Below are 22,423 nucleotides of genomic sequence, written 5' to 3' on the forward strand. Positions count from 1 at the left end.
TAGTCTGTGCCGACGCACGCCAGATGGCCCTATTCAGGAAGGAAAATGAGTGACATGACCCCCTACGTTTTGATTCTCTATTACTCGCGCTCAGGCGCCACTGCCACCATGGCACAGCAAATAGCGGCTGGCGTGGAGAGCGTGCCTGGTATTGAGGCTCGCTTACGCACGGTCGCGCCGGTATCGACGACGTGTGAAGCGGTTGATCCCGAGATTCCCGCTGAGGGAGCCGTCTATGCAGACCTGGACGATTTACGACATTGCAGCGGTTTGGCCTTAGGCAGCCCAACCCGGTTTGGTAATATGGCCGCCCCCCTGAAGTATTTTATCGACTCCACCAGTAGCCTCTGGATGAATGGCGCCCTGATTGACAAACCTGCCAGCGCTTTCACCTCTACCTCCAGTCTTCACGGAGGCCAGGAGAGCACTCTGCTAACCATGCTGGTTCCCCTGCTCCACCACGGTATGGTGTATGCAGGTGTTCCTTACAGCGAAACCACGCTGATAGAAACGCGCACAGGGGGCACCCCCTATGGCTCAAGTCATTTGGCAGGACCTCGCAGCGAACGCTCGGTCGACGAACATGAACGAGCGCTGTGTGTGGCTCAGGGGAAACGCCTGGCACGTCTTACCTTAGCGCTCCACGCAATGCGTCAGGGGGCGTTATGAGGCAGTGGCTGGAAGAAGTAGAAACTCGCCATGGTCTAGATACGCTGACACTTAGAAGCAGACAATTAGTGTTGGCTAGTTTTACCATTTTATTGTTGCTGGTGATTTACCGCGGTTTTTTAGTACAGGGCGATACGTTTAACTGGCGGCCGGTCATCGCCTTTGTCCTTCCCTTAGTGCTGTTCTTGCCCTCTATTATAGGTCAGCGCGCACGCGGTCATGCATGGCTCGCGTTTGTCAGCCTGCTCTATTTCACTCAAGGGGTCATGCTGGCCACCCTGCCTGGGCAAGCATTTAGAGGGGTTTTAGAAGCGGCCATTTCATTGGCGCTATTTACCGGCTGCATGGGCTATGCGCGCTTTCGTAGTCGTCAGCAGCGTCAATAACTATTGCCGAAGTACCACAGCCATAGCGCAATGCCAGCGCCGATGAATAACGCTGCCAGCGCGCGCAAACGTAGCGTAGCCGTGCTTAACGGCTCGCTACGTGCATCGATGGGCGGTTGGCGAAAACGCTTGGTACCCGTCAGCATCGCTGCCAGAAGCGGCTCTCCCTGCAGGCGGTGCACTATCACTCCAACCAGGTGCAGGCCTATTAGAATGATCAAGAGATCGCTATTCAGCTGATGCAATGTTCTAAGTAAACCAGCTACCTCTTCGCTGAATAAACCATAAAGCGGTGCCTGAAAAAAAATGTCATCGCTTAGAAACAGGCCACTGATGGCTTGAAAGCTGAGTGAAAGCAAAAAAACCACCACCATCCAACCGCCTAACGGGTTGTGGCTGGCATAAGCGTGGGGCTGACGCTTAACTAGATTGTTGGCGTAGTTAATGGTGTGAGGCAATGGATACAAAAACGTTTTGAATCTCGCATACACGCTTCCAACCAGCCCCCAACACCAGCGGAAAATGAGCAGACCCAGTATTGCATAGCCTGCTTGTGCGTGAGTCTCGATAGGAAATAGAAAAGGGGCGCCGCTGGTTTTAGTCGTATAAAAGGATACTAATACCGCGATGACTAACCCCCAGTGAAACAGGCGGATCCAACGATCCCATACGTTAATCGCCACACTGGCATTATGCATAACGTCTTTCCTCTCTTAGCATCGTTGGGTCAGCCAGCCGTGGATGGTGTTTTGGATGATGGGATATTTTCGCATTTATTTTGGCTTTCTCATAGAATATGAATCAGTTAAGCGCTACCGTCAGGGGCAAGATCATAAAAATAACAGCGCTGTAGGCGTACCTATCCTATCTATTGATAACGGTCACTTGAGCTTTAAAGTCAGACCAGCGACCATGGATAAAATTCAAGGGAGTAGCATCCGATGACGCGTAACATAGCCGATATCAGGCGTGATTATGAAGGCGGTAGGCTAGACGAATCCCAGGCACCCGATGATCCATTTGTGTTATTTGATGAGTGGTTCACGCTGGCGCTGGAAAAAGAGGGTAAAGACGGTAATGCCATGACGCTAGCCAGCGTTGACAGCCAAGGCCGGCCCCATGCGCGTATCGTGTTGCTGAAGGGGTTCGATGAACGCGGTATGGTGTTTTTTACTAACTACCATAGCCATAAGGGTAGCGAGCTGAGTAACGTACCTTACGCGGCGATGACCTTTTGGTGGCCTTCCCTGTCACGTCAAGTGCGTATCGAAGGCCCTGTCGAGCAAGTGTCTGATACTGAGTCAGATGAGTATTTTGCCAGCCGACCGCGAGGTAGCCAGCTAGGCGCCTGGATTGCGACACAAAGTGTTGTCATCCCTAATCGCAACTGGATTGAAGAGCGTCAAAAGCGCTTTGAGCAAGCGTATAACGACCAGAATATTCCTCGTCCTATTCACTGGGGTGGCTATCGCCTGGCCCCGGAAATGATTGAATTTTGGCAAGGACAGCCGAGTCGGCTACACGATCGGTTGCGTTTTGAGCGGCGCGATGGTGGAGAATGGAGCCACTTCCGACTGGCTCCTTAACCCAATCCGCTTCTGCTCAACGTGAACGACCTGCCGGCTTAGTCCGGCAGGCTCTCGAGGCGATGCCGCTGCCATTCGCTTTCAGGTTCATTAAGTCGCAACACGGCATCAATCACCTGCTCTTCCATGTTGTACCGGGACTTAAAACCCAGATGTTTCATCAAGGCTCGCATGGGGTGATTATCCACCATGATTTTGCCGATCATTTCCAACGTCCCGATGCTAGTGCAGTAAGCGATCATTTTTTTCATTAACAAACTGCCAATCCCTAGCCCCTGTAGATCGTCGCGAATAATCACCGAGAATTCGGTTCGAATGTTATCTGGATCATTCCATACCCTCACGACCCCCAACATCTCTTTGCTACCATCTGGGTTTAAGTACTCGGCGATAAACGCCATCTGCCGATCATAATTAATATGCGACAGAATCGATAAGTCACGCTGCGTTAAGTTAGATTTATTGTGGAAATAACGGAACCGAATGCTTTCTTCTGATAGCTGGCGATGAAAGGTAGTGATCAGATGGGCATCTTCCGCACGAATGGGTCTGACCTCTACCGGCCATCCGTTTTTAAGCGTGACCCACTCTCGTAATTCTTCAGGATACGGCATGATGGCAAAGCGCGACGGCGAGCCCAGATCCATCGCAAAATCCACGGCGACCATGCCATCGCGATTAAGCAGCAATGGATTCACCTCCAGCCCACGTAAATCACCTAAATCTGACGCCATTTGCGATAGTTTTACCAACATTTGGCATAAGTGTTGAATATCACGTTCAGGATCGGCGGAGTGTTCCCGAATTAACGAGGCGGCGTGAGTACGACCGACCATATCAGCGGCCAAGCTCATGTTAAGCGGCGGTAGCGCGACCTGACGGTCAGCCAGCACATTGACCTTGTAGCCGCCAATACCAAACACAATCAGCGGCCCGAATACCGGGTCACGGGTGATACCCGCGCAAATTTGCATCGAGTGTTTGCCGCGCTGCATCGGTTGCAGGCAGTACTCACGTATTGCATATTCAGGAAACTTCTCAGCGACTTTGTCGCCTAGCTGACGTACCCCTTCCGCCACCTGCTCGGGGGTTTCCAGATCCTGCAGCAAGCCTGCGGAAATTTTGTGTGGGTGCTTGCGATAACGGTACGGGCGGCAATTGCCTTCATGTACGACTTTCAGTGCTTTGGTGCCGGTAATTTCATGGGCACGGGCAAGCGCTTCATCCGGATTGGCTAAATACACGCTGGGTGCGGTAGGGATGCCATAAGCCTCAAGTACTTGAGCCGTTTCAGAGTGGGTTAGGGTTTGTCGTCCCTGCTCTTTAGCCTGTTTTATAAGTTCACGACATTGAGCGCGTATCTCGGCACTCGTCGAGAACGGCAGGCTCGGCGGAATCTCCTGCAGCAGCGCTTGAACGCGCTGATAGTTCACCATGTGCATAAACGCCTTGACGGCTTTCTCAGGCGAAATATAGGTGGGGATGCCGGCGACATTACAGGCTTGGCGGGCATTCAGTGCTTCTTTTAAGCCCATCCAACTGGTCAGCAGATTGCGACGAAATTTCTTGCGATTCTCGATCAATGCCTGCGCCGTGATAAGCGATGGCGCCATGCGGGTAGGAGCATGCACCACTAATACCGCATCCACATTGGCATCCGCGGCCACAATCTCCAGTGCCTGAACAAAGCGCTCAGGTGACGCGTTACCGCCGACATCAACCGGATTCTCTCCCGGCTTGCTCATGTCCACTTGGCTTTTGTGTAGCGCGGCCTGCGTTTCAGGACTGAATTCAGCTAACTTGCCGCCGGCACTAATGAGCTTATCAATCGCCAGCATGGCAGGCCCGAGGCCATTGGACACAATCGCTAATCGATCACCTTTCAGCGGTTTCACGCGCGATAGCGTTTCCAGCGCATCGAGTAGCTCATCAGAGTCGTCAACCCTTACCACGCCTGCCCGCGCAAATGCGGCATCAAACACAACGTCACGGTTAGCAATGCCCGGCGTAGGTGCCATACCGGAGATATCTGATTCGGGCGTACGACCACTTTTAATGGCCAGCACTAATCGATTACGCGAAGCATCACGCACGGCCGTCATAAAGTGTTGGGCATCATTGATGCGTTCCAGGTGAAGCAAAATAGCCTGGGCGGGTGAGAACTGATTTACATAATCAATCAGATCCGGCAGTAGTACGTCGACACTGTCGCCGACGGCAATCAGATGAGAAAAGCCGACATCTCGCCCTGCCGCCCAATCGATCATGCCATTAGCGAGCATCCCCGACTGGCCTAAATAAGCGACGCGCCCTGCTTTCACCGGCTGGCTGGCGTAGGACGCATTAAGCTTTTTGCCCGGTACTATCAACCCCATACACTCCGGGCCCAACACACGAATACCCGACGCAAGCGCTGCACTCAGCATCCGCTGGCGGATTGAGCCTTTATTACCCTTGTCACGATCCAGATAAGCCCCGCCAGAAAGCACCAGGGCGGCTTTTACGCCCTGCTGACCAAGCGCTTTGATCAGGCTGGGGACGCCTTCAATAGGCGTACATACCACCGCCAGATCAGGAGTTTCGGGAAGCTCGCTCACGCGACTGACGCAAGGCGCACCAAACACCTGCGAATAGCCTTTTAAATTGACCGCCCAGAGGGGGCCTTTAAAGCCACCATCCTGTATATTTCTGAGTACTAAACCGCCTAACGAGGTAGGCTTTTCAGAAGCGCCCAGCACCGCTACTGTACGAGGTTCGAAAAAGTGGTGTAAAAATCTCGTGCTCACAAATGATTCTCCCCTGACATAAATAGCGGCTGTACGACTTATGGACACTGTCGCCTAGGGCCTTGAGGCGATTATGGTGGCATCAATAATAATGGAGCGTTTGAATGATTACCGCCTACCTTACCCATCCAGACTGCTCATTGCATCATATGGGTCCGGAGCATCCGGAAAGTCCCCTGCGTCTGGAGGCCATTCGCGCACGCCTGTCGTTAGCCGGGCTATTACAACAAACCATGCAGGCCGATGCTAAAGAAGCCTGCGAAGAGGCATTAGCTAGAGTACATCCATTGCGTCATCTGCGCGCGTTGGAAAAAAGCTTGCCCAGTGAAGGGATCGTGTCACTGGATAGCGATACCATGATGAACCCTGACAGCCTGAAAGCCGCGAGGGTAGCCGCAGGTGCGGTAATACGGGGTGTTGATCAGGTATTTAAACGTCAGGCAGACAATGTTTTTTGTGCGGTGAGACCGCCTGGCCACCATGCCGAAGCCAACAACGCGATGGGGTTCTGTTTTTATAATAATATTGCAGTCGGTGCGGCTCATGCCCGGGCTAAATATGGTGCCAAGCGCATCGCCATTATTGATTTTGACGTTCACCAATGTAACGGCACTATCGATATATTTAAAGACGATCCTGAGGTGCTGATCTGCACCAGTTTTCAGTACCCGTTTTACCCCTGGCGCTACCTGCGTAGCGAGTGGCAAAACGTCGTCAATACCCCCTTAGAGGTGGGCACTGACGGGCCAGAGTTTCGACGTATCATCGAAAGACATTGGCTCCCTGCCCTGCACGCCTTCAAGCCTGATTTAGTGATGATATCGGCAGGATTTGACGCTCATCGCGAAGACCCGATGGGCGATATCTGTTTAGAAGATGAAGATTTCTACTGGGTCACCCATCTCGCCATGGAGATCGCGACCTTATACGCCGATAACCGGGTTGTGTCGGTTTTGGAAGGCGGCTATGACCCCAAATCACTGGCCAGGGGCGTTGAAGCGCATCTAAAAGCGCTATTAGGTCTGCCCTTTGCTGACGTGCCTTAGCCCAAATGTCATTCTAGCCGGAGTCATCAGCGGCTGTTTGAGCTGTGGTATCATGGCCTGAACTACTCTCCCAAGCTAAATGCAGCGACTGTGACGATTTATGACCGCTACTTCTGAAGAGCATGCCGCGCTGCGTATCGCATCGGGAAGCAAACCATTTGTCGAACCCCTACGCTTAGGCGAGCGGCTCAAACAGATCCGTCTGGCCAATCAATGGACCTTGGAAGAGGTGAGCCAGCGCACAGGGCTTGCCCGTTCAACGCTTTCAAAAATTGAGAACGACCAGGTCTCTCCCACCTTCAGCGTGGTTCAAAAGCTGACGACCGGACTCAATATTGACCTTCCCCAGTTGCTCACGCCTCCCAAACGCGAGCGTTACACCATGGGGAGGCGCGATCTAACCCGTAAAGGTAAAGGGCAGCTACACCCTACGCCCACTTACGAGCATGAATTGCTCGGTCATCAGCTAGCTCAAAAGCGTATGATCCCCTTCAAGACGATCGTTCGGGCGCGTCACTTTGATGAGTATCACCAGTGGGTGCGACATGATGGCGAAGAGTTTTTGATGGTGCTGCACGGCGACATTACGCTTTATACCGAGTTCTATGCACCGCTGTTGATGGCAGAGGGAGACAGCATTTACTTTGATAGCGATATGGGCCATGCACTTGTTTCAACAAGTCAGGACGATGCGGTGGTGCTTTCAGTCTGTACCCGCGGCGATGTCGCGTAACGAGTCTGACAATAACAATGGCCTGTTACAGACAGATAACTGCTACAGACAATTGGTAGGCTTTGGCAATCCGGCCAAGCGGGCAATCCGTTTCGCCGGGCTGCCGGGAAACAGTTGCATAAGATAAACGGAACGACCTTTCTCATCGCCCAAGGCGTTTTTAGTCGCTTTTACCAGCGGCCGCATCGCTGGGGCCATTTCGTAGCGCTGGTAAAATGCGCGCACTACATTGATGATTTCCCAATGTGCCGGTGTAAGCTGCATCCCCTCTTCTTCTGCCATCAAGGCCGCGACGGATTCTTCCCATTCCGATTGATCAACTAGATAGCCTTCAGGATCTACTCCCCATTTTTTTTGCGAATCAAGATAACGGTATATTTTTGAATCTGACATAGCTCTAGTACCAGGTAACTGATTTTTCATACTGCTCGGTCAATGCTACAAATCCCTCCATCTCCAGCGTAGGCAAATGATAGTGGGCAGCAAGGCTGGCAAGACCACGGGCGGCAAGATCCTCGTACAACAAGAAAATCCGCGACTGATAGCATTGCCACGCCGCCCAGTCTGCTTCATAGGCCGCGTTGACAGCTTCTTCGATTAATATTATGGCGTCCTGCTTGCCTACCGCCTGCTGCATTTGATCGGCTGCATGGCTGTGAGGCGCTTTGGTGAGAATATGCAGTATCAAAATGATCCCATTAAAAGTTGAGTATCGTCGCGTGCTGCTGCATCAATTCGGGTATTTGCTCTTCCTTGATCAAGGTAACCCCTTCTACTAATAAATCGGATGACATCTGCAGACGTTGCAAGGTTTCTTCAGGTACCCAGAGCTGGTCAATATCATACATTTCCAGCATATCAATTGTCGGCAGAGTCGCCTTCTGACCTGGGGCTCCAGTGCCCTGCTCTTTTAGCAGTGCCATCACGCCCGCCCCCATAAACAGCAGATGCACAGACTGGCCAAAGGCACCTGCCACCAAGGCGGCATCCAACCCTTCTCGCAACCAGTTGGAACTGTAAGGCGCATGGCGAATGATGACTAATAGCGCGTCGGGTGCCACCATGGGCTCTCCTTGTTAGGCAAACGTTATCAATCGGTCAGTGCAACGCTGAAGCTCAAGCAATTGGCCAAGCCCCGTCAGCTCAAAAGGAGGGCGTACGTTAAAAGCCTGCTTGCCATGGCGCTGCGCTTCACCCTCACTCATTAAACCTCGTCGCAAGGCCGCTGCAATGCACACATCCAATTTAACTGTATGCTGCTGATGGAGCTCAGCCCACGCCTCGCATAGATTCAGCTCATCCTGAGGAGGCGCCATCAAGGAAGACGCATTATGAACACCGTCATGATAGAAAAAAACACCCGCAATACTATGACCTTGCGCAATGAGGGCGTGTGCAAAGCGTAATGCTGAGTGCGGTGCCGGGCTACTGTATGGTGCGCCCATCACTAGTAAACCGTATTGCATTGGCCTAATACCTGATCACGGCAAACCCAAAAAAAGACAGGCCCTATCAATAGGGCCTGTCATAACCTTACTTACCAACTGAGATCAATCGTTGCTCATGATACCCAGAATTGACAACAGGCTAACAAACAGATTGTAGATCGAAACGTATAGCGTCACGGTGGCAAGGATGTAGTTAGTTTCCCCGGCACGGTGAATAATTTCACTGGTTTGGTAAAGAATGGCTGCTGAAGCAAACAGCACAAAGCCAGCCGATACCATCAATGAAAGTGCTGGAATGTTAAAGAAGAACCCAGCCACCATGGCAAGAATCAACACGATGGCACCGGCCATCAGGAAGTTTGACAAGAAGCTGAAGTCTTTCTTGGTAGTAAGTGCCACCGCTGAAAGGCCCACAAATGTCAGGCCGGTCATGGCCAGCGCATTCATGATCAACGCTCCGCCATTGGGTAGCGTTAGGTAGGCAGACAGGATCGGCCCTAGCGTGAAGCCCATAAAGCCGGTAAAGGCAAAGGTGGCCAATAAGCCAGCAGCAGAGTTCGCTGTTTTATGAACAAGAAACATCAAACCATAGGCGCCAATAAAGAACACAAAGATGTTCATTTGCTGGATGCCAAGGGCCACTGCAGCACCGGCTGTTACTGCTGAGAACAGTAGCGTCATCGCTAGCAGCGCATAGGTGTTACGCAAGACCTTGTTAGTGCTAACACTACTGGCAACGCCGCCTGACTGATGACGTGCTGTACGTGAATCGTTATAAGCCATGTGTTCATGCTCCCAAATGGTATTTCCAACAACGGACAAGCATGCCGTTCCTAAGTTCCAGACGCAAGCTTTTGTCATCCACTGAAGTAGTGTTCAACGTTGAATCAGCGTAGCAAACATTGACTATGCTTATTGAACACCCGTTTGGACACTCTTTAATGAAAAAAATTCTACTTCCGGCCAGCGCACTATCATCTTTATTGATTGCGCTGCCCAGTATTGCGTTTAGCCCAGCAGGAGAAGAGGTTACTTACCGTATAGAGGGGGAAACGTTTGAAGGTTATTTTGTTTCCGGTGGTGATAGCACGCAGGGCAGCGTAATGATCGTTCATGACTGGGATGGGCTAGATGATTACGAGCGCCAGCGGGCCGATATGATCGCCGAGAAAGGCTACGACGTATTTGCCGTGGATCTATATGGTCAAGGCAACCGCCCTCAGTCAGTGGAAGATAAGCGAGCCGCCACTAACCGGTTATACCAGGACAGAGAACGAATGCGCACCCTTACGCTAGGCGGTCTAGACCAGGCAAGGGCGCAAGGCGCGGCAGAACAAACCATCATCATGGGATATTGCTTTGGCGGTGCGGTGGCGCTAGAAATCGCCCGCTCCGGTGAGGCCGACAATATTGCCGCCTACGCAAGCTTTCATGGAGGGCTGGAAACACCCGAAGGCCAGGCTTACTCCAGTGAAACAGCCCCTATTTTCATCGCCCACGGCGGGGCTGATAGCGCAGTGAGCTTAGAGGATGTTGCCACGCTAGCGAAAACGTTGGAAGCCGCTGAGGTGACTTACGAGATCGGCATTTATTCGGGAGCCCCTCACGCCTTCAGTGTGTTTGGCAGCGACGCTTACCACGAACGTGCCGATCAACGCTCATGGCAAGCGTTTAACGTATGGTTAGAGGAGATGCTTTAGTAAAAACGCCCCGAGCGGCTCATTGCGCCGCCAGGGGCGTTTAAAATGTACGAGACAGGCGTAATGTGAGAGACAGGTATAATGTGCGAGACAGGTGTAACGGGTTAGCCGATAACTTGCTCTTCGTCGTTTTCTTTTTTATGCGGCGTGACGGTGGTCAGTGTGGTTTTACGTGCATCTTGTACAGAATTATAAAGACGCATATCAATGACATGCAGAACCGCCAATTGTGCAAATAACACTGCAAAACACATGATCAAACCTTTCAACATGACGGCACACTTCCAAAGGGAGACGAGTTAATCGCATAGTAGCCTACGGCCTGTTAAACACCATCTATTTTTAGTCTCGTTATGCATTCTTTTTTAGCGTTTCAAACAGCGTAAAAAAAACGGCGCTAATGCCGCTAAATAAAAGATCTAACGAGACCTACCCGACCACATGCTTTCGCCCCTACAGTATTGGTCTACAGTGAAAAGGAACTTACCAACCAAGGAGTGGCTAATGTCGACATTTGTTGTCTATCGAGCAGTCAAGGAAGGCGCAGAAATTGATTCACAACCGGAGTGGTGGATCGTCGATACCCGCGAAGAGAGTGCCCGGGATGGAGAGCTTGTCAGGCATCGCTGTGCCACCAAGCCTGAAGCCGATCGAGAAGTACGCCACCTGAATGAGCAGTATGAAGCCGACTGACTTACGTTTAACGTTTTTAAGGGGAGGCCTTGCGGCCTCCCCTTTCTGCTTCTGGCCAAGCCTCTTTTAAGACGAGTCGTTTAAGACGAGTCTTTTACGGAGACTGTACGTAAATCGTCAATGGTCATCCCTTCTGGCAAATCCGACTCATCAGCGGGTAGCCACACAGGTGAAAGATCACTATCTTCTCTACCATCATCAAATTGATGGCCCGGAATGCGGTAAACCACTTGGTTGTGGTGATGATCCCACGCAAATACACGTTCCATATGCTTGTCCTAAAAATGATCACGTGAATATGACCGCTATTTTCCAGCCGATGTTCCGCGTCAGCTACACTACTTATCGGGCTTTTTTCGCTATCGATGGCAGGAGTCGGCCTTGAAAGAACCTCCCCAATAGAAACGCCTTAAAGATGTTCTGCGCGCCAGATTCAAGAGAATCTTACAGGAGCGTAGGGCCTCTGCCCCGCGTCGAAGGATCGGTGCCCGGGCAACGCGCCAGCAGTTTTTAGAAGCGACCCGAAATGTGGGGGTTATAGTCGTTGCCACCTGCTTTACTGCTGGCTGGGTCGTCACTAATCCTGGCTTAAATACTGATAACGTTTGGTTAGGTGTTGGTTTGGGTATATTCTTGATCTTTGTGGGCTCGTTCGGCTATGGTTATGTCGAGCGAGATAAAACCTCAGATGAGGACAGTAAGCCATGAATGAATTCATTCTTGCCGGAATGTTAATGAGCCTTGCGGTGGTGTCCGGTGGCATGGTGTGGAGCCAGCACCGTGAACATAACGGTAAAAAGTCGCTAACCGACAGCGCTGTTTCCTGGATCGCTAAGCGCTTGGCTTGATCAGGGCAGCAAAAAATTAGTAAAGGGTCGCTGATAGCGGCCCTTTTTGTTTATTCAGTTTGCCTGTTTATCCAGCGTGAGCATGCAGCACTTGATTCTCGCCTTTCTGGCAAACTAAAAGATTATGTATATCATCACCCTAAGAGAGCGATATGCCCGTAATTCAGCGACTGCTTCGCGCCCTTAAAGCATCGACTCTGCAAATCTCGTGGACATTTCTTCTACTGGTAGTGCTGGCGCACATGGGCACTACGTGGATTCTGTTTAATTGGGTCGGCGAAGCCATGGCTGAGTCCCTTACCGACTGGATTTATTTTTATGTCGTGGTCTCAAGTACTGTGGGCTTCGGTGATTTTAGCCCCACCACCGACATCGGCAAATGGATAGCCACGTTCTATCTCATTCCAGGTGGTATCTCGCTATTTGCGGCATTGATCGGTAAGGCCACGGTGACCATTTCAACGTTTTGGAGGCTACAAATGCAAGGTAAAGGCGACTTCAGTCATTTATCCGGTCATACCCTTGTCATCGGCTGGCACGGCGAAACTACCGAACGCATTTTGGATATTCTTAAGGCCGATAACAGCCTGCCCGATGAAATAGTGCTCTGTGTGATAAAGGAAATGAGCAACCCTCGCCCCGCCGACTTGAAATTTGTTAAGGGCGAGAGCTTTTCAAATGCCGAGCTTCTGAAGCGAGCGGGTGTGGAGAGCGCCAGCCGTATCATCATTTACGACACTAGCGATGACCGGGTGGCCACCGTTGCGCTGAGCGCCTATAGCCTAAAAAGTAAAGAGGCCCACATCGTCGCACACTGTGCCAACCCTGACACCGCGGCCATGTTACGCCGCACTTTGCCAGGTATTGAATGTACCCAGGCGCTAGCGCTGGAAATGCTGGTACGCTCCGCTTCCGATGCGGGTATTTCTCGAGTGGTTAATGAATTGCTCGCCGTCGATCGCGGTGCTACCCAGTATCAAACCAAATTAAGGACGCCACCTGAAGGCGCTACCTTTGGCGATCTATTTATACGCGCAAAAAATGCTTGTAACGCCACCGTACTGGGTCTCGCCAGTGGCGGAAATGACAGCGACGATAGCATGCTTAATCCCGCTAACGATCGCCCACTAAAAGATGGAGACGTCGTCTACTATATGGCAAATACACGAATTTCCGAGCAGCAATTATCGCAACTGCTCACCGACGCTAGTTAGGCTTTGTCTGAAAAGTCGGAGAGCGAAGATCAGACAAGGCAAAAATTGGCGAAAAGACGGAGTTTACGGGTTGTAAATGAGTACTTTGAGCCGATTTTTAACGCCGTATGATCGAGCACAGCCAGTTTTCAGACAGAGCCTAGCAAGCGACGTAACCCGAGATGAAAAAAGCACATGGCGGACATTAAAAAGCAGGCGTTTTAAGCTTAGAAGCCAAAAAGCCTGCTTGCCGCCAGATAGAGGTATAGCGAGGTATATCAACTTACCTGACTAGGATAAGGATTTTGCTTCAGTAGCTTGGCAAGGTGAACACAATTAAGCGCAACGTTTGCCGTTGTGGTCTGAATGTTCTCGGGCGTCTGCTCTAAATCCTTGAAATCGACATCCTGCATTGCCTCCCCCACCCAGTAGGTAGCCGCATTGGCCGGAATGGTAAACCCAACATCATTCAAGCCCTGGAATAGCTCAGCAATAATGTGGTGAGCGCCATCTTCATTACCCACCGCAACAACTCCCGCTACGCGTCCGAAGGAGACCATCCGGCCTTCGTCGTCCGTCTCATCAAGAAACGCATTAAGCCGCTCCAGCACACGCTGGCAAACGCTTGAATGATGTCCTAACCAGACGGGACTGCCCAGGATGAAAATATCAGCATCAAGGACTTTCTGACGAAGCTGAGGCCAATCGTCGTCTTCGCCCTCATCAGACGTCACGCCGGGCTTGATATTAAAATCAACGGCACGAACCTGTTCACAGGTGACCCCGTGGCGTTCAAGCTCGGTGAGTGTTTCGGTTATAAGCCGCTCGCAAGAAGATTCGTCTGGCGAGGAAGTTAGCGTGCAGTTAATCGCAAAGGCAGTGAGTGCCATATATCACCTCCATGTTAATGACAGTTCCAGTACGGTCGCAGGAATGAACTCCTCCAAACTGTCAATTGAATACCGTTACTACCGCTAGCGCGGGGGCATGTCATAAAGATCAACGAAAATATAATGTTAGTCGACGCTCTTACCATGTGAGGGCCGAGCGACACTGTCAAAGTCACGGGCAAGCGCTTCTAGATCTCGTCGCAGAGCCTCACCCGACATAGGCTGCCCATGGCCGGTTAACGCCACGCTGGGTTTAAGGTCGGCCAGGCGTTGCACCGAGTCACGAGCGGCCTCCCAGTCGGGAGTGAAATAACGGGGTGGTCCGCTAAGCTCCTGATGCTGGGTCAGCACTTGGTAGAGTTTATCCTGGCGAACAGTAACGAAAGCATCACCAACGATCATGGCGCGATCTGAGTCGCGAAATAATGATACGTGTCCTTCGGTATGGCCCGGCGTTGCAATCCAGCGCCACCCCGGCATACCGGGTAAGCTGCCGTCTTCAGGCAAAGGCTTGATATGAGGACGCAGATCGACTGGCGTGTTGGGAAAGAAGCCTGACAGCTTAGCAATGATGCCGCCTTCCACCTTGGTGTCAGGATAGGGATATTTCTTCATCCCCATAAGGTAAGGTAGCTCTAATGAATGAGCATAAACCGGCACGTCCCAATGTTCAGCCAGTTCGACCACCGAGCCAACGTGGTCAAAGTGTCCGTGGGTCAGGATAATGGCCTTGGGACGAGAGTTGCCCCCGAATCGGGACGCCGCGGCGTCAACTATCTCGTCTTTGCTGTTAGGCATGCCAGCATCCACAAGCACCCATTCGTCGCTATTGGGCTGACCAACGAAACAGACATTGACAATCTTTATCGTTACTCCCACGAGGTCAGGCAGCACCTCGACAAGATCCCCGCTATTGATGGAGGTCATGGGCATCGCTTTGTCATGCAACGGATTGTGCGGCATAGAGGTCCCTCCCTATTGACAGCCGACTTTAAAACCACACTTAAACGTGAACTAAACTTTTGTTAACCCGCTTCCTTCGGTCTATTACACAAGCTGCTTACCACGCTTCCTATATAGCGTAGGAGCTGATTAACTTATTGCCAATCAGCTAATAAGGGGGTGGAGGGCCACCAGTGGCACCATGGCAACAATCAATACTGCTGCGGCAAAAGGCTGTGCCCGCCCCACACCAGGGTAGTCATTAAGATCGGTGCGACCGCGCAGATGAGTAGGAAGCCCCACTGCCAGGGTTACCAGCAAAATTAACAATAGACTGAGCAGTGCCATACGAATCCCTCGCTTTACGACCTTTGCCACAACTGCTGATTTAAAACTAGCTACCATTTCACTTGATAACAACCCTGACGCATTACCAATTCTGTGACTTTTTTCAGTGCTCAAGTAATGAAGTTTTTAATTTCATAGCTCGCTAATTTGCCTAATTCTGGCTTTGCAACATGCTGATATTAAAAAACTGTTATTATTTAATATAGTTACTTACTGTCACGCTCATATTTATTACCTATGTTATACGCCTCCTGCTATTTATTAGCACTCCATCTAGAATGGTTAATTAACTCTTTGATTTTTAAAAAGAAAAAATAGGTTTAAAAATTAATCTCCCTCACTCAGCATTAACCATTAATGTAAAACGGCTCAATTAATTGTCTTTGTCGCTTGCCAGCCGACAAAAGGCTCTAAAACGCAAATGGCAATCGAGCTGCGCATGAAAATATCGAAAATTTTGATTAATAGAATTAATTCTCGCGTCACTAAAAAGTGACTACATATATTGCTTTCCATATTACATTGAAGCGTTCATAATCTATGTGATATATGAGTCCGTTGATTGAGATAATACCGAAGCACGTTTGGTTATCCATCAATATATAAAATAGAGTCTGGCTCATAGCTTTTCATTTCGTCGTCAGACGAGCAGAAACAATGTTGCGTTCGGCTTCATTCCTGCGACCGTTGGAGCTAGTTATGAACGCGTTACCTGCTTCTGCGAATCAAATTATGATTCGTAAGCTGGAAAGCATTGTCACGCTCAGCGAAGAGGAGAAACAAGCACTCCTTGCTTTGCCCATAACATTAATGGACGTCAAGTCCAATCACGATATTGTAAGAACCGGCGATCACCCCACCCAATGTTGTTTGATAGTCGAAGGGTTTGCGTGTGTTTATAAACTTACCACTGAAGGTAAGCGTCAAATAATGGCAATTTATGTTCCTGGCGACCTACCCGATTTACAGAGCTTACACTTACAGGTAATAGACGTTGATATCGTGTCCATCAGCCCGTGCAAACTCGGCTTTATTCAACATCAGGATTTACGCGATATCTGCGAGCGCTATCCCAACCTCACCGCTGCCTTCTGGCGGGAGACACTGGTGCAAGCGTCCATCTTTCGAGAGTGGCTATTGAATATTGGCCAGCGTGAGGCCTACACAAGAATCGCCCACCTTATCTGCGAAATTATGCTGCGCCTGCATACGATAGGCTTGGTGAAGGATAATACCTTCGACATGCCGACGACCCAATCAGAACTGGCGGATGCCACGGGCATGACCCAAGTTCACATGAACCGTGTGCTCCAGGCGCTACGCGCCGATGGGTTAATCAGCAGTGCGAAAACCAAGTTGACCATCCCGAGCTGGGAAAAACTAAAACTAGCGGGCGAATTTGACCCCCTCTACCTGCACCTCTCGCCGAGCAGAGCTGTTTAAGAGAGGTGATTAGCAGAGCTGTTTAAGAGTGCTATTTAAGAGTGCAGGGTGAAAACAACGCCCCAGCCTAGCTGCCTAGGCTGGGGCGTTACTTCTTCTTGCGCATAAAGGGAAGCACTTTCGCCATGGTATCCGCCATCACTTGATCAATCGGTTTGTGATCTAAGCTAACGGCAGCGCGGGCGGCGGTATAGGTACTTTTATACTCGTTGGCTATTTCACTATCGGTCATGCTGTCCGGAAGTTGCTCTTTCTCTCGAATAGCATCAATAACGGCCTTGTCCATGTCGCTCTTCCTGTTAGATAACGTGCTTTCAGCGTAGTACAACAGCAAGTGTCGTTCATGGGTTTATATCGCAACTCATACCAGCACGGGGCGCCGCAGCGGCCTCTGGCGCCCTGGCGGTGCGGACGGGCAGACTGATACACACCAAGCACGCCAGAATCAGCACGATACCCGCCCAGCCCAAGGCTGGCAGTCGTTCCCCCACCACCACTACTGCCAGCCCGGCCGCGACAACAGGTTCAAATAGGGTAATCGTAGTAGCGGTACTGGCAGGTAGCCGAGCCAAGCCGTGCCCAAAGCAGAGATACCCTAGCAGCATGGGCACTAGCGCCATGTAGAGACCTACTGATGCATTTGTCCAGGAGTTAAGTAACGGTGCACCGGTTATCAGCAATACCGGCATTAACATAAGCCCACCGATGCCGAACGTAGCCCCCATCGCAACTCTGGAAGCGACTCCTGCCTGCATTAACCGCCGTGCCGTCCAGGAGTAAAGCGCATAACTAAAGCCTGCCACTAACCCCAGCAAGGCGCCGGGAATAATGCCTGAACCCGTTCCTGCAAGCGCATGCCCCCTACCTTCAGCCAGGCAAAGCAACAGCATGCCAATGAGTCCAAGACCCGCCCCCGTCATCCAGCGCTTGGTAAGACGCAGCCCTTCCAGGCGATACTCAATCAACGCCGATAGAAGAGGCGCCGATCCAATCGACACCACAGTGCCGATGGTTACACCAGCCAGACGCATAGAGCCATAAAATGCCAGTGGATAGACCGCCACCGCGATAGCCCCCAACAGCAAGTATCGCCACTGCTCACGAAGTATGCTGGCATGGTTGAGAATTCTTCTGCCGGCGAGCAACGCTTGCATCAGACCACCGCCGCCCATCGCCACGGCACCGATCGCGATAGCACTGACATCAGGGGCGAAGGTGGCTGCGGTGCCGGTGGTTCCCCAAAGAATAGCGGCGACAAAGACCGCGGTTATGCCCAAAAACCGTTCATTAGCTTGCCGGGTCATAGCGCCTCCAGCATGGTAGCCGCGATATGACGTGCTTGGTGTAAACAGTCGCTGTGCCCTTCAAGCCCAGCGCGGGTGATGGCGCCTTCCAGAAGAAAAGCGAGATGCCGTGCCAACTGAGCCGAGCGCGCTTTATTATCTATTAACTCATTCACATAGCCAGCCAGCAGGGCTTCAACCTGTTCTTTATGCTTTCTGACAACGTCCCTGCCAGCATCCCCTACCGGTAGCTCGGCGGCGGCATTTAAAAGACCACAGCCGCGAAAGCCGTATTCATAGGCATATTCGGCGTGATCCTCATACGCCAAAAAGACTGCCATCACCTTACTGTCAGGCGTTGTAGCCTGCGCTAACCGCTGCTCCAACAATGCTAACCATTCGCGGTGACGAGCGTCTAGATAGCACGCTACCAGCGCGGATTTTGAAGCGAAATTATTGTAGAGGCTTTTCTTGGCAACCCCAGCTCGCGTTGTGATGGCGTCAATGCCTGTTGCGGTAATTCCATGGCTGTAAAACAGCACTGCTGCCGCTTCAAGCAGGCGGTCATGGGCATTATTCGCCCTTTGAGTAGGTAAGGTGGTCATCGCAATACGTTACATCTTTATTGGTAGGTAGACCAGTCTACCTACCAATAAGGATTCGTCAATAGTCAACGTCGGTGAACGACTTAAGACAGGTGAAGTGATCGAAGACCCGTTTCTTCATTTTTTGGCAAAACGTTACCCATCTTCTTAAGTCCTAAGAAAATTAAATGAGTAAGCACTTAAAATGAGTAAGCACCTTAAATGGCTAAACATCCAAGATTAGCGTAAACGGGTTAAATAGACTGTTAAAGTTCCCGTCAAGGTTTCTTTTAATCGTTCACGACGAGGTCGACGTGCCCACGTGTCTGGGTCAATCTTCCAGCTCGTGGCAATGTTATGTTCAAAAAGGCAACGAATTTGACCAGCCAGTTTAATGTCGTTGACTTCCTGGTTGGCTTCTAAATTCCAGCGTAAGCTCCAATGGTCAAAATTGCATGAACCAATGGTTATCCAATCATCTACGGCAGCATATTTGGCATGGATGAACCTAGGGCTGTACTCGTAAATTTGCACACCGGCGTTTAGTAAAAATGCGTAGTGACGTCGACCTGCATGGAAGATGGTGGGATGATCATGATCTTTACCCGCGACCAATAATCTTACGTTGACACCACGCTTGGCTGCGGCTGCTAGTTTATTTCTAAGGCTCGGGGTAGGAAGAAAGTAAGGTGTACATAAGCAAATATCATTCTCTGCATGTTCAATCGCTTGTAGCAATGAAAAACGGATTTCCTGCTGGCGACACCCTCTCCCCCAGATTAACCTAGCAGACGAACCTTCAAACCAAGGATCGAGGCTATACGAACTCCCCTTAAAGCTCGGGGCTGCGGCGCTCCCTTTGGTCACCCTCGATTCCCAAACCCCAAGGAACAGCGAAAGCCAATCTTGAACCACTGGCCCCTCAATACGAATAGCCACATCGTACCACTTACCTAGAAATTCATCGGTAACGCAAAAACCACCTGTAAAGGCTAGCTTGCTATCCACTAACAATAATTTTCGGTGGTCCCGGGAAAATACATTCCCATGTCGGAAACTAAACGGAGGATTGTACTCGCGGATCACACCACCCGCTTGCTCAAGCCGTTGCCGATCCTGACGCTCCAGCCCCTTTGCTCCATAACAATCGAGCAAAACGAAAATTTGTACCCCACGCCGAGAGGCTTCACATAAGGCGTTAATCACGCTAGTAGCAAAGCTCCCCGACGATATTAAGTATTGTTCTAACAGTACCGATTCCGTCGCATTATCAATAGCATCGAGGAGAGCCGGTACGTAATAGTTGGCCCCCGGCAATAGCTGGAACCGGTTACCCCCTCTCCAAGTAGGTTCCATATGCCCTCCTTTCCATGGAGCTGATACATTAACGCTTCCCTATAACTGAATAGCCAGCCAGCACCGCCATACGTCAATGCCAGCTAATAACAAATATTACCACTGATTCACTTCAGTTATTCTATAACGTTGGTTAATACCCTTCTGTTTAAATGTATAAAAAACCAGAACCAATGTTATAAAACCACATAACCAATCAAGAAAAAAATATATCTTCTTTAACGCACCAAGTGACTGTTTAAAAATTAAAAAAACAAGGACAAGCATCAATTTTTAAACATACAGAATAAAAAACATTAAAAAGCAATTTCGATCTTGCTTATGCAATCCTTCAAACCTACGTTGTAAATATCAGCATAGGATTGCTGAGTTCACTGGAACAGCCGGTGAAGAATTAGGAACCGTTACGCTCAACAATAATATTGTTGTTAGTGTGCAGATTTCCTCGATAATTTGCTTAAAGGAGAATGTAATGGCTGATAAAATGTCACGCAGTGAAGCGGGTAAAAAAGGCGGTCAGAACAGCAGTGGCAACTTCGCCAATGACCCAGAGAAAGCCGCTGAAGCTGGCCATAAAGGTGGCCAAAACAGCAGCGGCAACTTCGCCAATGATCCTGATAAAGCATCAGAAGCTGGTCAGAAAGGAGGCCACAACAGCGGTGGCAACTTTGCCAACGATCCGGAAAAAGCTTCCGAAGCGGGTAAAAAAGGCGGTCAAAATAGCCACAGCGGCGGCCGCTAAGCGTTGCAATATCTTCCCATGGATGGGAACTACATAAGGAAGTGTAGGCGCCGCCAGTGATTGCCCCTGTCTCTGGCGGCGTTTTTAATGCGCCTCTTTTATTGGGAATAAGATATTTAATCGCCCTACTTAGGGTGTTCTTATTCCAGCAGCATCAAACGCTTGGTTAGCACCCCTGTATCTCATTTCAAAACGTCGCTCGCCGACGCTAACGAATGACGACCTTTACTAGTGCTATAGTTAATTGACAAGAGGCGTGCGTAGGGTCTCTTCAATACTGCTTTATGTTCGGACAAGGAGAGTCCAGCCATGCTGGGGTTAGATACCGTCGACTTGGCCCGTCTTCAGTTTGCCACCACGGTGATGTACCACATTATTTTTCTGGCGCTAAGCATCGGTTTAGCCTCCTATTTAGCGTTTCTAGAAGCGATGTGGCTAAAGACAGGTAATCGCGTCTACTTAGGTATCTATCATTACTGGTTGCCTCATTTCGCCGTTAATTACACGGCAGGTGTTGTGTCAGGGGTCATAATGGCCTTTGAGTTCGGCACCAATTGGAGTGTATTTGCCGCTAAAGCGGGCGGAATCAGTGGCGTTCTGCTGACCTACGAAGTCGTGACGGCATTCTTTCTGGAGGCAGGCTTCTTTGGCATTATGATGTTTGGAGAAGGGCGAGTCAGCCGTAAGGTTCACTTTTTCGCCACCTGCATGGTAGCGCTTGGCGCCTACATATCGACATTTTGGATTTTGGCCTCAAACAGCTGGATGCAAACACCAGCGGGCTACGCTATCGAAAATGGCCAGTTCATCCCCGAGAACTGGTGGAGCGTTATTTTCAACCCCTCCCAACCCTATCGATTTGTGCATATGTCGTTGGCTGCCATTATTGCCACGGCCTTTATGGTCGCTGGCGTTGCCGCTTGGCATTTGTATCGTAACCATCGCGATGCAGTCGCCAGAAAAATGTTCTCAATGGCACTCTGGACGCTGACCTTGATCGTACCACTGCAAATTGTTGCAGGTGATCTACATGGCCTGAATACCCTTGAGCATCAACCCGCCAAGGTGGCTGCCATGGAAGCGTACTGGAAAGCCGAACCAGAGCGCGAAGGGATGCCCATGGTAGTACTTGCCTGGCCTGATCAGGAGCAGGAGAAAAACCTTTTCACGTTGGAAATACCCCGGTTGAGTAGTCTTTACCTGACGCATTCGTTAACAGGCAAAATCCAGGGGCTAGAACAATGGTCAGAGGATGAACGCCCCAACGTACCGCTAGTATTTTATGCCTTCCGGCTAATGGTCTATCTGGGATTTTCGATGCTGGGTCTTGTGGCCCTCTCGCTATGGTTGCGCAAGCGCCAACAGCTTTATGAGTCGCGTTGGTTTTTGATCCTGATGATGGTGGCAACGCCCATGGGCATTATCGCTATTGAAGCGGGGTGGGTTACAACCGAAGCCGGACGCCAACCCTGGATTATTTATGGCTTATTGCGCACCGCGGATGGCGTTTCGCCGTTTAGTGTCTCTACCTTGATCGCCAGTCTGGCAGGACTATGGGGGATCTATACGCTAATTTTCTTCATAGGCATTTATTTTTTCTTCAAGCTGGTGCGCCCTACTCCCGAGAGTATTTTGCCTGACAAGGAAGATTATAACGAAGCTCGTGAGCAAAGCGCGCCAAGGCACCCCTTCAGCAGACGCTCTAACCACAACCCATGAGTTTGCCTGTAGTGATAAACCCACGCAT

General features: G+C 50.6%; 28 protein-coding genes. 12 read left to right on the plus strand and 16 right to left on the minus strand.

The genetic code is table 11. The features are described 5' to 3' along the window. Positions 1 to 45 precede the first annotated feature (45 nt). Positions 46 to 669: an NAD(P)H:quinone oxidoreductase gene (gene wrbA, locus ACFFLD_RS00930; protein ID WP_386040603.1), complete on the plus strand. Its 624-nt coding sequence runs from the start codon at positions 46 to 48 to the stop codon at positions 667 to 669. Beyond that, a complete protein-coding gene (locus ACFFLD_RS00935) occupies positions 666 to 1,055 on the plus strand; it encodes a DUF2069 domain-containing protein (RefSeq protein ID WP_386040605.1) in 390 nt (129 codons plus the stop codon). The genes wrbA and ACFFLD_RS00935 overlap by 4 nt, the downstream gene beginning before the upstream one ends. On the opposite strand, the gene ACFFLD_RS00940 is transcribed toward ACFFLD_RS00935, so the two are convergent. Then, positions 1,049 to 1,753, minus strand: a complete 705-nt coding sequence (locus tag ACFFLD_RS00940) for a cytochrome b/b6 domain-containing protein (RefSeq protein ID WP_386040608.1) — start codon at positions 1,751 to 1,753, stop codon at positions 1,049 to 1,051. The genes ACFFLD_RS00935 and ACFFLD_RS00940 overlap by 7 nt on opposite strands. Before the next feature lie 243 nt (positions 1,754 to 1,996). Between ACFFLD_RS00940 and pdxH the strand changes: the two genes are divergently transcribed. Further along, on the plus strand, positions 1,997 to 2,641 hold the full coding sequence (pdxH, locus tag ACFFLD_RS00945) for a pyridoxamine 5'-phosphate oxidase (RefSeq protein ID WP_386040610.1): 645 nt from the start codon (positions 1,997 to 1,999) through the stop codon (positions 2,639 to 2,641). A gap of 38 nt (positions 2,642 to 2,679) precedes the next feature. On the opposite strand, the gene ACFFLD_RS00950 is transcribed toward pdxH, so the two are convergent. Further along, positions 2,680 to 5,427: a bifunctional acetate--CoA ligase family protein/GNAT family N-acetyltransferase gene (locus ACFFLD_RS00950; protein ID WP_386040612.1), complete on the minus strand. Its 2,748-nt coding sequence runs from the start codon at positions 5,425 to 5,427 to the stop codon at positions 2,680 to 2,682. Positions 5,428 to 5,531: 104 nt separating this feature from the next. On the opposite strand from ACFFLD_RS00950, the gene ACFFLD_RS00955 reads away from it, so the two are divergent. Together ACFFLD_RS00955 and ACFFLD_RS00960 are read left to right on the plus strand one after the other, a co-directional pair. Further along, positions 5,532 to 6,473 (plus strand): histone deacetylase family protein, encoded by a 942-nt coding sequence (locus ACFFLD_RS00955; RefSeq protein WP_386040614.1) that lies wholly within the window; start codon positions 5,532 to 5,534, stop codon positions 6,471 to 6,473. 100 nt (positions 6,474 to 6,573) lie between these two features. Then, positions 6,574 to 7,206: a helix-turn-helix domain-containing protein gene (locus tag ACFFLD_RS00960; protein WP_386040616.1), complete on the plus strand. Its 633-nt coding sequence runs from the start codon at positions 6,574 to 6,576 to the stop codon at positions 7,204 to 7,206. A gap of 42 nt (positions 7,207 to 7,248) precedes the next feature. On the opposite strand, the gene ACFFLD_RS00965 is transcribed toward ACFFLD_RS00960, so the two are convergent. From ACFFLD_RS00965 to ACFFLD_RS00985, 5 genes are all read right to left on the minus strand, one after another. Beyond that, complete coding sequence (locus tag ACFFLD_RS00965) at positions 7,249 to 7,599, minus strand: TusE/DsrC/DsvC family sulfur relay protein (RefSeq protein WP_386040618.1); 351 nt, start codon at positions 7,597 to 7,599, stop codon at positions 7,249 to 7,251. 4 nt (positions 7,600 to 7,603) lie between these two features. Continuing rightward, positions 7,604 to 7,894 (minus strand): sulfurtransferase complex subunit TusB, encoded by a 291-nt coding sequence (tusB, locus tag ACFFLD_RS00970; RefSeq protein ID WP_386040620.1) that lies wholly within the window; start codon positions 7,892 to 7,894, stop codon positions 7,604 to 7,606. 10 nt (positions 7,895 to 7,904) lie between these two features. Next, positions 7,905 to 8,270, minus strand: coding sequence for a sulfurtransferase complex subunit TusC (tusC, locus tag ACFFLD_RS00975; RefSeq protein WP_386040622.1), 366 nt, complete (start codon positions 8,268 to 8,270; stop codon positions 7,905 to 7,907). Positions 8,271 to 8,282: 12 nt separating this feature from the next. Further along, the gene (gene tusD, locus ACFFLD_RS00980) at positions 8,283 to 8,672 is read right to left on the minus strand and encodes a sulfurtransferase complex subunit TusD (protein ID WP_386040624.1); all 390 of its coding nucleotides are present in this window, start codon (positions 8,670 to 8,672) and stop codon (positions 8,283 to 8,285) included. Positions 8,673 to 8,756: 84 nt separating this feature from the next. Then, complete coding sequence (locus ACFFLD_RS00985) at positions 8,757 to 9,437, minus strand: Bax inhibitor-1/YccA family protein (RefSeq protein ID WP_386040626.1); 681 nt, start codon at positions 9,435 to 9,437, stop codon at positions 8,757 to 8,759. A 158-nt stretch (positions 9,438 to 9,595) separates the two neighbouring features. On the opposite strand from ACFFLD_RS00985, the gene ACFFLD_RS00990 reads away from it, so the two are divergent. After that, positions 9,596 to 10,354 carry a dienelactone hydrolase family protein gene (locus ACFFLD_RS00990; RefSeq protein WP_386040628.1) on the plus strand — a complete coding sequence of 253 codons (759 nt, stop codon included), beginning with the start codon at positions 9,596 to 9,598 and terminating at the stop codon, positions 10,352 to 10,354. A gap of 104 nt (positions 10,355 to 10,458) precedes the next feature. On the opposite strand, the gene ACFFLD_RS00995 is transcribed toward ACFFLD_RS00990, so the two are convergent. Continuing rightward, entirely contained in the window at positions 10,459 to 10,626 is a 168-nt protein-coding gene (locus tag ACFFLD_RS00995; RefSeq protein ID WP_386040630.1) for a hypothetical protein, read from the minus strand. Between the two features lie 232 nt (positions 10,627 to 10,858). On the opposite strand from ACFFLD_RS00995, the gene ACFFLD_RS01000 reads away from it, so the two are divergent. Continuing rightward, positions 10,859 to 11,047 carry a hypothetical protein gene (locus ACFFLD_RS01000; protein WP_386040632.1) on the plus strand — a complete coding sequence of 63 codons (189 nt, stop codon included), beginning with the start codon at positions 10,859 to 10,861 and terminating at the stop codon, positions 11,045 to 11,047. An 80-nt stretch (positions 11,048 to 11,127) separates the two neighbouring features. Here ACFFLD_RS01000 and ACFFLD_RS01005 read toward each other — a convergent pair whose 3' ends face one another. Further along, the gene (locus ACFFLD_RS01005; protein ID WP_386040634.1) at positions 11,128 to 11,316 is read right to left on the minus strand and encodes a hypothetical protein; all 189 of its coding nucleotides are present in this window, start codon (positions 11,314 to 11,316) and stop codon (positions 11,128 to 11,130) included. Positions 11,317 to 11,751: 435 nt separating this feature from the next. Between ACFFLD_RS01005 and ACFFLD_RS01010 the strand changes: the two genes are divergently transcribed. Both ACFFLD_RS01010 and ACFFLD_RS01015 read left to right on the plus strand, forming a co-directional pair. Continuing rightward, positions 11,752 to 11,895, plus strand: a complete 144-nt coding sequence (locus ACFFLD_RS01010) for a hypothetical protein (protein WP_386040636.1) — start codon at positions 11,752 to 11,754, stop codon at positions 11,893 to 11,895. A gap of 152 nt (positions 11,896 to 12,047) precedes the next feature. Then, on the plus strand, positions 12,048 to 13,109 hold the full coding sequence (locus ACFFLD_RS01015) for an ion channel (RefSeq protein ID WP_386040638.1): 1,062 nt from the start codon (positions 12,048 to 12,050) through the stop codon (positions 13,107 to 13,109). Between the two features lie 257 nt (positions 13,110 to 13,366). Here the strand turns inward: ACFFLD_RS01015 and ACFFLD_RS01020 are convergent, their stop codons facing one another. From ACFFLD_RS01020 to ACFFLD_RS01030, 3 genes are all read right to left on the minus strand, one after another. Beyond that, positions 13,367 to 13,978, minus strand: coding sequence for a flavodoxin family protein (locus tag ACFFLD_RS01020; RefSeq protein ID WP_386040640.1), 612 nt, complete (start codon positions 13,976 to 13,978; stop codon positions 13,367 to 13,369). Positions 13,979 to 14,104: 126 nt separating this feature from the next. After that, positions 14,105 to 14,941, minus strand: coding sequence for an MBL fold metallo-hydrolase (locus ACFFLD_RS01025; RefSeq protein WP_386040641.1), 837 nt, complete (start codon positions 14,939 to 14,941; stop codon positions 14,105 to 14,107). A 144-nt stretch (positions 14,942 to 15,085) separates the two neighbouring features. Then, positions 15,086 to 15,268, minus strand: a complete 183-nt coding sequence (locus tag ACFFLD_RS01030) for a hypothetical protein (RefSeq protein WP_386040643.1) — start codon at positions 15,266 to 15,268, stop codon at positions 15,086 to 15,088. A gap of 699 nt (positions 15,269 to 15,967) precedes the next feature. Between ACFFLD_RS01030 and ACFFLD_RS01035 the strand changes: the two genes are divergently transcribed. Beyond that, on the plus strand, positions 15,968 to 16,711 hold the full coding sequence (locus ACFFLD_RS01035; protein WP_386040645.1) for a Crp/Fnr family transcriptional regulator: 744 nt from the start codon (positions 15,968 to 15,970) through the stop codon (positions 16,709 to 16,711). Positions 16,712 to 16,799: 88 nt separating this feature from the next. On the opposite strand, the gene ACFFLD_RS01040 is transcribed toward ACFFLD_RS01035, so the two are convergent. The 4 genes from ACFFLD_RS01040 to ACFFLD_RS01055 all read right to left on the minus strand — a co-directional run bounded on the left by ACFFLD_RS01040 (position 16,800) and on the right by ACFFLD_RS01055 (position 19,934). After that, entirely contained in the window at positions 16,800 to 16,997 is a 198-nt protein-coding gene (locus ACFFLD_RS01040; RefSeq protein ID WP_386040647.1) for a hypothetical protein, read from the minus strand. A gap of 55 nt (positions 16,998 to 17,052) precedes the next feature. Beyond that, positions 17,053 to 18,015, minus strand: coding sequence for a DMT family transporter (locus ACFFLD_RS01045; protein ID WP_386040649.1), 963 nt, complete (start codon positions 18,013 to 18,015; stop codon positions 17,053 to 17,055). Continuing rightward, positions 18,012 to 18,599 (minus strand): TetR/AcrR family transcriptional regulator, encoded by a 588-nt coding sequence (locus ACFFLD_RS01050; protein ID WP_386040651.1) that lies wholly within the window; start codon positions 18,597 to 18,599, stop codon positions 18,012 to 18,014. Before ACFFLD_RS01050 ends, ACFFLD_RS01045 begins: the two co-directional genes overlap by 4 nt. Before the next feature lie 219 nt (positions 18,600 to 18,818). Beyond that, positions 18,819 to 19,934: a phospholipase D-like domain-containing protein gene (locus ACFFLD_RS01055; RefSeq protein WP_386040653.1), complete on the minus strand. Its 1,116-nt coding sequence runs from the start codon at positions 19,932 to 19,934 to the stop codon at positions 18,819 to 18,821. A gap of 472 nt (positions 19,935 to 20,406) precedes the next feature. Between ACFFLD_RS01055 and ACFFLD_RS01060 the strand changes: the two genes are divergently transcribed. Together ACFFLD_RS01060 and ACFFLD_RS01065 are read left to right on the plus strand one after the other, a co-directional pair. Further along, positions 20,407 to 20,676: a general stress protein gene (locus ACFFLD_RS01060; RefSeq protein ID WP_446753348.1), complete on the plus strand. Its 270-nt coding sequence runs from the start codon at positions 20,407 to 20,409 to the stop codon at positions 20,674 to 20,676. Positions 20,677 to 20,985: 309 nt separating this feature from the next. Continuing rightward, positions 20,986 to 22,395, plus strand: coding sequence for a cytochrome ubiquinol oxidase subunit I (locus ACFFLD_RS01065; RefSeq protein ID WP_386040655.1), 1,410 nt, complete (start codon positions 20,986 to 20,988; stop codon positions 22,393 to 22,395). The last annotated feature ends 28 nt before the right edge of the window (positions 22,396 to 22,423 follow it).

The sequence above is a fragment of the Vreelandella sulfidaeris genome (assembly GCF_042429665.1).
GTDB lineage: Bacteria > Pseudomonadota > Gammaproteobacteria > Pseudomonadales > Halomonadaceae > Vreelandella.